Below are 1,342 nucleotides of genomic sequence, written 5' to 3' on the forward strand. Positions count from 1 at the left end.
GACGAGTGCGCAGCGGGTGGCTGCGGTGGAGTGGTTCGGTCGGGGGTTGAGTGATTGGGCGACGGCTCGTCGGCTAGGAGTGACACGGAAACCGGTGCGACGCTTGCATCAACGGTGGTTGCTGCATGGTCCGGAGGTGCTCATGGATTCCCCCAGACGCTCGTACTCGTTCGAGGTGAAACGTGACCTCGTGCGCCGCTTCCTTGCCGGGGAACCAGCCGATGCGCTCGCTTCCGAGGGAGGGCTCTCCTCAGCGCTGCTGCTGCGCAAATGGGCGAACCAGGTTCGCAAGGACGGTGAGGACGCCCTCCGGCCGCGCCCAACGGGCCGCCCGAAAGCGAAGCCGGACACCGAGCTCAGCGAGCTGGAACGACTCCGGCGGGAGAACGAGTACTTACGGGCCGAGAACGCGTACTTGGGAAAATTGCGGGCCTTGCAGGCGCAGCAACGGCGTCGGTGAAGACCACAGCCGTTGCCGCTTGCAAGGCCGAACACTCACTCCAGACGCTGCTGCAGATCGCCGGTCTTGCCCGCTCCACGTTCTTCTACCAGCAAGCCCGCTCGCGTGAACCTGACCGGCACGCTGACACCGCGGACGCGATCCGCGCGATCTTCGTCCGCACCAAGGGCCGGTATGGGCATCGGCGGATCCACGCCGAGCTCCGCCGGACCGGGCCAGTGGCGAAGAAGACGGTCCTGGCGTTGATGCGACGCCACGACCTGGTCTGCCTGGTGCGTCGTCGACGCCGATACTCGTCCTACGGCGGCGAGGTCGGCAAGGTTGCAGCGAACCTGCTGAACCGGGACTTCACCTCGACAGCGCCGAACCAGAAATGGGTCACGGACGTGACGGAGTTCCGGGTCGGTGAGTACAAGCTCTACCTGTCACCAGTGATGGACCTCTTCGACCGGCAGATCATCGCCTATCGAACCGGAACGTCCCCGACCCTGGAACTCACCCACGGCTCGCTCCGCGACGCACTCCACACCGCACTCGGGGCGGCACCGCTGGTGCACTCGGACCAGGGCATCCACTACCAGCACCGGTCCTGGCGGTCACTGCTGGCAGCCGCCGGCGCGTCCCAGTCGATGTCGCGAAAGGGCAACTGCCACGACAACGCGATCATCGAGAACTTCTTCGGCCATCTGAAAGCCGAGATGTTCCACCCAACCCGTTTCGACAGCATCACCACGCTCGACACCGCGATCCACGACTACATCACCTGGTGGAACACCGACCGCTCCCAGGCACGACTCGAGGGCATGAGCCCGGTTCAATACCGAGCTCACGCCCTCGCGGCCTAATCTGACTTCACGGTCCAATAAACCGGGACCAGTTCAC

2 protein-coding genes are annotated in these 1,342 nt (G+C 64.8%); both read left to right on the forward strand.

Translation table 11 applies throughout. The features are described from left to right. Positions 1-460 (forward strand): helix-turn-helix domain-containing protein (locus ACIPV1_RS18900; protein WP_402727039.1); only part of this gene is annotated, 460 nt, incomplete at its 5' end. Next, entirely contained in the window at positions 457-1,305 is an 849-nt protein-coding gene (locus ACIPV1_RS18905) for an IS3 family transposase (protein ID WP_402727040.1), read from the forward strand. The genes ACIPV1_RS18900 and ACIPV1_RS18905, both read left to right, overlap by 4 nt. Positions 1,306-1,342: the final 37 nt, after the last annotated feature.

The organism is Curtobacterium sp. NPDC089991, assembly GCF_044748425.1.
Classification (GTDB): domain Bacteria; phylum Actinomycetota; class Actinomycetes; order Actinomycetales; family Microbacteriaceae; genus Curtobacterium.